The sequence below is a fragment of the Brevibacterium samyangense genome, from assembly GCF_039529845.1.
GTDB lineage: Bacteria > Actinomycetota > Actinomycetes > Actinomycetales > Brevibacteriaceae > Brevibacterium > Brevibacterium samyangense.
The window spans coordinates 54,355-60,808 of sequence record NZ_BAAANO010000012.1 but is presented as its reverse complement, the minus strand read 5'-3'; the positions used below and the strand labels follow the sequence as shown (position 1 = coordinate 60,808).

The 6,454-nt window shown below is 69.5% G+C and carries 6 protein-coding genes; 3 read left to right on the top strand and 3 right to left on the bottom strand.

Going from position 1 to position 6,454, the window contains the following annotated elements; all coding sequences use genetic code 11:
* Window positions 1–39 precede the first annotated feature (39 nt).
* The gene (locus tag ABD172_RS06470) at window positions 40–1,011 is read right to left on the bottom strand and encodes a hypothetical protein (RefSeq protein WP_344308024.1); all 972 of its coding nucleotides are present in this window, start codon (window positions 1,009–1,011) and stop codon (window positions 40–42) included.
* A 59-nt stretch (window positions 1,012–1,070) separates the two neighbouring features.
* On the opposite strand from ABD172_RS06470, the gene ABD172_RS06465 reads away from it, so the two are divergent.
* A complete protein-coding gene (locus tag ABD172_RS06465; protein WP_344308023.1) occupies window positions 1,071–1,694 on the top strand; it encodes an SRPBCC domain-containing protein in 624 nt (207 codons plus the stop codon).
* Here ABD172_RS06465 and ABD172_RS06460 read toward each other — a convergent pair.
* Window positions 1,682–2,380 carry an ATP-binding protein gene (locus ABD172_RS06460; protein ID WP_344308021.1) on the bottom strand — a complete coding sequence of 233 codons (699 nt, stop codon included), beginning with the start codon at window positions 2,378–2,380 and terminating at the stop codon, window positions 1,682–1,684. The two genes, ABD172_RS06465 and ABD172_RS06460, sit on opposite strands and share 13 nt — an antisense overlap.
* Window positions 2,377–3,576 carry a heparan-alpha-glucosaminide N-acetyltransferase domain-containing protein gene (locus tag ABD172_RS06455; RefSeq protein WP_344308020.1) on the bottom strand — a complete coding sequence of 400 codons (1,200 nt, stop codon included), beginning with the start codon at window positions 3,574–3,576 and terminating at the stop codon, window positions 2,377–2,379. Before ABD172_RS06455 ends, ABD172_RS06460 begins: the two co-directional genes overlap by 4 nt.
* A 152-nt stretch (window positions 3,577–3,728) precedes the next feature.
* On the opposite strand from ABD172_RS06455, the gene dapA reads away from it, so the two are divergent.
* Both dapA and ABD172_RS06445 read left to right on the top strand, forming a co-directional pair.
* On the top strand, window positions 3,729–4,697 hold the full coding sequence (dapA, locus tag ABD172_RS06450) for a 4-hydroxy-tetrahydrodipicolinate synthase (RefSeq protein WP_344308019.1): 969 nt from the start codon (window positions 3,729–3,731) through the stop codon (window positions 4,695–4,697).
* Window positions 4,694–6,388 carry a ribonuclease J gene (locus ABD172_RS06445; protein ID WP_344308017.1) on the top strand — a complete coding sequence of 565 codons (1,695 nt, stop codon included), beginning with the start codon at window positions 4,694–4,696 and terminating at the stop codon, window positions 6,386–6,388. The genes dapA and ABD172_RS06445 overlap by 4 nt, the downstream gene beginning before the upstream one ends.
* Window positions 6,389–6,454 lie beyond the last annotated feature (66 nt).

The window sequence follows — 6,454 nt, the reverse complement described above, 5'->3', positions numbered from 1 at the left end:
CGGTACCGGTTCCCGGGGCCGACGGGCGGGGTCGGTCAATCAGGACGTGGCCGAGGGGAGGCGCAGTTGCACGCCCACGGTGCTCGTCGCCGGGGTGTAGCTCACCGAGAGTCTTTCGTACGGAGAACGTCCCACCCGGTCGGGACAGAACCTGTCGACGTCCGCGTGGCACAACCAGAACCCCGATCCGGTGTCCCGGCAGCCCTGGCCCGTGAGTTCCCCGAACTCCGTCCAGGCGGAGGTGTCGGTGAGCCAGGCCTCGATGTCGTCGATCCCGTCGGTCTCGGGAATGCCGTAGGACATGTGCACCGAGGTGCCGGTGGAGTTGTCGCCCTCGCTCGTGTCGTATCGGACCCACGCGTCGGGAACGGGCATGAGTGCGTGGCGTTCGAGGAAATGCTCGCCCCGCGTGATCTCGAGTTTCTCCGGTTCCGCGTACTCGAGTGTCACTCCGACCTCACTCAATCCCTTCTTCCAATACCCCGAGAGCCGTGCGCTCACGAAGAAGCGGGGGTCGGCGTCCTCGGTGACCTCCTGTGTGTGGCACTCGGAGTGCTCGGGATCGCAGTACTCGAGCTGCAGGGAGTTGAAGGGGCTGTCGTCCCCCAGTGCGCTCCATGCGTCGCCGGTCAACCATGCGCGGAGGTCCGCGAGCTCGACGTCGTCGGGGACGAGAGAGGTGAGCCGGCGCTGTTCCAGCTGGGTGTCATGGGCGGAAAGATGATCGACCTCCCGCTCGAGGACCCAGTTCTCGGGGATCGGCAGGTGTGCGGCGGTGTGGCGGAGTTCGTGCGTGCCGGCGCTCCCGAAGATCTGCCAGGGTTTCGCACCGCCCCAGCCGAAGACCATGCCGAGGAACAGCGCCGCGACCGTGGCGATCTGCAGGATCCATCGGAAGAAACCGAGAAGCCACCCCCGAGCGCCGGCGAGCGAGGCGGCGAGGAGGACGAGGGCGGCGAGTCCGGCGCGGCCGCCCGTGATCTCCGCGAGGGACTTGGTGGTGAGTCGCACGTCCACCGGATTACGGGCCCGTCCTGGCCGAACCCGCTCCGGGCACCTACCGTGAGGGTATGGAGAGCGCGGTCGTGGACGAGGACGGACGTGCGCAGGTACGGACTGCGTGGACCTTCACGGTCCCGCCCGGGCAGGTGTGGACCGCGCTCACGGAAGCGCAGCACGTGCCACGATGGTTCGACACGCTCGACCCGGTGCCGCGGGCGGTCGGTGACCGCTACCGGCTCGTCGACAGTGCGACCGAGGGGACCGTGCGCGCATGCGCACCCGGTTCGCTCCTCGCGCTCTCGTGGGAGTACGGCACGGACACGAGCGAGGTCGAGGTCCGGCTCACCGCGCCGACGAACGCGGCGGGCATGACGGACACGGCGGGCGCCGGAGCGGCCGCGTGTCGGCTGGAACTCCTCCACACGATGACGGCGGACGACCACTGGCGCGAATACGGCCCCGGAGCCACCGGTGTCGGATGGGACGGGGCGCTCCTCGCCCTCGAACGGTATCTGCGGGGAGAGGACGGAACGGATCCGGCGTCGATGACGGCGTTCTTCGCGACCGCGGAGGGGCACGCCTGGATCGAGTCCTGCGCGCGCATGTGGGAGGCCGCCCACCGCGCGGCCGGCGCTTCCCGTGAGCGCGCGGCGGCCTGCCGGGACCGCACGGTCGCGGCCTACACCGCCTGACGCGCGCCGGTCACCGGGCCGGCGTCCGCGCCGGAGGGCTCGCCGGCGTACGTGCCGAGCAGCCTGCGGATCGCGCGCACGCGCAGCGGCCGGCACCCGGATTCGACGAGGTGCCGCACGATGCCGGGTTCGCGGCGGGCGAGCAGGAGTCCGCGCTTCACGAGGAACGCCGGCGACTTGCGGTTCTCCCGCAGGTCCCGCACGAAGCGGAACGCCATCGTGAGCCACCGCGAACGCCGGACGCACAGGGCGTCCGCGAGGATCCCCGCCTCCTGCGCCGGTCGGACCATCTCCCCGACGAAGACGCCCTCGGCGACGAACGCCGGCCGGCCCCGGAGATCGAGCGTGCGTTTTCCGGTGACCGCGGACGTCGAGATGTCGTAGACGGGGACCTCGACCCGTCCACTCCGGGCGAGTTCCACCGCCGCTGCGAGGGCCGCGTCGACGTGCCAGGAGTCCGGGTGGTCCCAGTCGACCTCGCCCGAGGGCAGGAGGGGCAGTGCCGGGTCCCCGAGTTCCCGGTAGAAGTCGTCGAGGCGGAGGATCGGCAGACCCGAGGCGGCGGTGAGCCGGGACTTCCCGGAGCCGCTCGCCCCGCCGACGAGGATCATGCGGGCGCGCGGACCCCCGGTATCACCGGAGGAGTCGCGCGGGGGATCACTGGGGGTGGCGGGCCGGGAACTCATCCCACCATTTTCTCACCGAGTATCCGGTGCTGGACCCCGCGGACGGTGAGTGAGAGTGGCCACTCGAGGGCGCCTCGGCGGTTGACCCCGAGTTTCCAGGCGAGGGCCCCGAGCGTGCACACGAGGACGTGGACGGTGTACTCGGTGCCGTCGGACAGCGGCAGCAGCGCGGTGATCTCGACGAGGACGACGTGCCCGCAGTACACGCTCAGCGGCATGGACCCGGGCGCGTCGAGCGGAGCGAGGACCCATTCCCGGGCACCGAGCGCGGAGCACACGAGCGCGCACGCGGCGACGACCGCAGCGGCGAGCCCTGCGGTGTGGAGGAGGTCGAAGGGCGTGCCGGAGTGCGGGCCGGAGATCGTGAGCCACCACCACGAGTCCGTCGGGGTGACGCCGTAACTCCCGATCTCCATGGCCTCCTCGAGCGAGCCGCGGGAGTACGGCGGATACATCGAGGTGAGACTCCGGAGCTCCGCGGATCCGCCGAGGCCGAGGACGATGTGGGACGTGGCCTTCGCGAACAGGGCGAGCGCGCCGCCGAAGCACAGGACGAGCACCCGGGTGAGTGTGCGGTCCCACGGCAACCGCGCGAGGAACATGCCGGCGACGAGGTATCCGAACCACGTGAGTACGGGGTAGTACCCGGTGAGGAGGATCTCCTGAGCGAGGTGGACGGGCCGGATGAGGTCGAGGGCACTCGGGATCCCGTATCCGGGCACGAGGGAGAACTCCGCGCGCAGGGCATGGGAGACGACCGGTGTGACGAGGAACCAGACGGGAGCGAGGGCACCCAGGAACCACGTGGGGGCCCGCAGGAGCACGGTCGCGAGCACGAACATCACCCCGTAGTTCACGAGGATGACCGCGATGTGCGAGGTGAGCAGCCCGAGCACGAGGCCGAGGACCCCGATGAGTGCACCCCGGACGAGGAGCCCGCCGGCAGCCGCCGCCCAGCCCCGGGGGCCGGGGACCTCGAGGACCCGACGGGTCGCGAGGACCACGGAGAACCCGGCGAGCAGCGCGAAGAGGGCCGAGGCGCGACCGGCGAAGACGGCCGCCCAGCTCGGCGCCGCGCCGGCGACGAGGGGGACAACGTGCGTCGCCATCATGCCGAACAGCGCGAGGCCTCGTGCGGTGTCGATGCCGGGGATGCGGCCGACGGGGGAGAGGCGGTCGAGGATGCCGGATGCCATGCGCGCCAGTTTTCCACAGTGATGTTGCCGTCGAGGCGTCCCGGGGCGCAGCGGCAGTGCCCCGAACACGACGGCGGCGCGGCGACCGCCGTGCGCAGTGGCGGGCGTGCCCCGGTGATCGATCGGTGCCCGTGCGCGGTAAGCTTGTCGTCATGGCGACGTCGAACGATTCCTCCACTGACGCTGCACCGAACGCACCGGAGATCGCACAGCGCCCGGCGCATCTGGATGCGGCGGTCTCCGCGTTCGGCACCGTGGGTACCGCGATGGTGACCCCGCTCACGGAGGACGGTGCGGTCGACCTCGATACCGCAGCGGCGCTCGCCACTCACCTCGTCGACCTCGGCAACGACATGCTCGTCGTGTCCGGGACGACCGGCGAGAGCCCCACGACGAACGACGTCGAGAAGCAGGATCTCCTCACCGCCGTCCTCGACGCGGTCGGCGACCGTGCCCGGATCATCGCCGGAGTCGGCACGAACGACACCGCGCACACCGTGCACCTCGCCCAGGACGCCGCCACTGCCGGTGCACACGGCCTCCTCGTCGTCACCCCGTACTACTCGAAGCCCCCGCAGGCGGCGATCCGCGCGCACATGGAGACCGTCGCGAGTGCGACCGACCTTCCGGTCATGCTCTACGACATCCCCGGCCGTTCGGGTGTCCCGATCGCCCCGGAGACCCTCGTGGCGCTCGGCGAGCACCCGAACATCCTCGCCGTCAAGGACGCCAAGGGGGACCTCGCGTCCTCGATGGCCGTCATGCGCGACTCCTCCCTCGCCTACTACTCGGGTGAGGACGCCCTCAACCTGCCGCTGCTCGCCGCCGGTGCCGTCGGGGTCGTGTCCGTCGTCGGACACGTGCTCGCCGACGAATGGGCCCGACTCGTCCGCGCGACCGAGGCGAACGATCTCGCCACGGCACGCGCCATCGCCCTCGACGCCATCGATGTCGTCGACGCGATCATGAACCACATGCCGGGCGCGATCTCGGCAAAGGCCGCACTCGAACTCCGAGGCGTGGTCCCGAACCGCGGGGTCCGTGCACCTCTTCTTCCGGCAACGGACGAGCAGGTCGCGTTCCTCCGCGAACGATTGACAAGGAGCGGTTACCTCAAGTGACCTCATTTCTGACCGACCCCGGTACCCCACCCCCAGCGGATCCGGAGGCGCTGCGTATCGTCGCGCTCGGTGGACTGGGCGAAGTGGGCCGGAACATGACGGTCTTCGAATACCGCGGCAAGATCCTCGTCGTCGACTGCGGTGTCCTCTTCCCCGAGGAGCAGCAGCCGGGCGTCGACCTCATCCTGCCCGATTTCAGCTACCTCGACGGGCGTATGCAGGACATCGTCGGCATCGTGCTCACGCACGGCCACGAGGACCACATCGGTGCGGTGCCCTACCTCCTGCGCCGTCGCAGCGACATCCCGATCCTCGGTTCGACGCTCACGCTCGCCTTCATCGAGGCGAAGCTCAAGGAGCACCGCATCCGCCCCATCACCCTCAAGGTGAAGGAGGGCGACATCGAGGAGCTCGGTCCCTTCGACCTCGAGTTCGTCGCCGTCAACCACTCGATCCCCGACGCCCTCGCAGTCTTCCTCCGGACCGGTGCCGGCACTGTCCTCCACACCGGTGACTTCAAGATGGACCAGTTGCCGCTGGACCACCGGATCACGGACCTGCGGAGCTTCGCGCGCCTCGGCGAGGAGGGGGTCGACCTCTTCCTCACCGACTCGACGAATGCCGAGGTCCCCGGCTTCACCGCCCACGAGAAGGACATCGGCCCGGTCCTCGAGGGACTCTTCGGCCGGGCCGACCGCCGCATCATCGTCGCGTCGTTCTCCTCGCACGTGCACCGCGTGCAGCAGGTCCTCGACGCCGCGAGCGCCCACGGCCGGAAGGTCGCGTTCGTCGGCCGGTCGATGGTCCGCAATATGAAGATCGCCCAGGAACTCGGCTACCTCCACGTGCCGCCGGGCATCGTCGTCGACATCCGGGACCTCGAGAAACTGCCGGACGACCAGATCGTCCTCATGTGCACCGGTTCGCAGGGCGAGCCGATGGCGGCCCTCTCGCGCATGGCGAACCAGGAACACCGGATCGCCGTGGGCGAGGACGACACGATCATCCTCGCCTCGTCCCTCATCCCGGGCAACGAGAACGCGGTCTTCCGTGTCATCAACGGGCTCATGAAGCTCGGCGCCCAGGTCATCCACAAGGGCGATGCGAAGATCCACGTCTCCGGGCACGCCTCCGCCGGAGAGCTCCTCTACGTGTACAACATCGTCCAGCCGCGCGGTGTCATGCCGGTCCACGGCGAATGGCGTCATCTGCTCGCCAACGGCAGGCTCGCGGCCAAGACCGGAGTGCCGGACGAGAACATCGTCCTCGCGGAGAACGGTCATGTCGTCGACATGAAGAACGGCCGGTCGAAGGTCGTCGGTGGGGTCGACGTCGACTACGTCTACGTCGACGGTTCCTCGGTGGGCGAGGTGTCCGAGGACGACCTCAAGGACCGCATCACCCTCGCCGAGGAGGGCTTCGTCTCCGTGCTCCTCACGGTGGACGCGAAGGCGAAGAAGATCCTCGCCGGGCCGACGATCCAGACCCGTGGCATGGCGGAACCGAACAAGACCTTCGACACGATCCTGCCGAAGATCACGGATGCCGTGCAGGAGGTGCTCGACAAGGGCACCACCGACCAGTACAAGTTGCAGCAGGCCATGCGTCGCACGATCGGCCGGTGGATCTCCACGAAGCTCCGCCGCAAACCGATGATCGTGCCGCTCGTCGTGCTGCTCGAGGAGAAGTGACCGGCGTCCGGCGCTGAACCCTCTTCCGCATCCGAGGAATGCACGGGAGCCCGCCACCGAACCGTG

Bases quoted from the DNA above. Each gene is read 5' to 3' on its own strand.
- ABD172_RS06465 (WP_344308023.1), top strand. From the start codon at position 1,071: ATGGAGAGCGCGGTCGTGGACGAGGACGGACGTGCGCAGGTACGGACT.
- ABD172_RS06455 (WP_344308020.1), bottom strand. From the start codon at position 3,576: ATGGCATCCGGCATCCTCGACCGCCTCTCCCCCGTCGGCCGCATCCCC.
- ABD172_RS06460 (WP_344308021.1), bottom strand. From the start codon at position 2,380: ATGAGTTCCCGGCCCGCCACCCCCAGTGATCCCCCGCGCGACTCCTCC.
- dapA (WP_344308019.1), top strand. From the start codon at position 3,729: ATGGCGACGTCGAACGATTCCTCCACTGACGCTGCACCGAACGCACCG.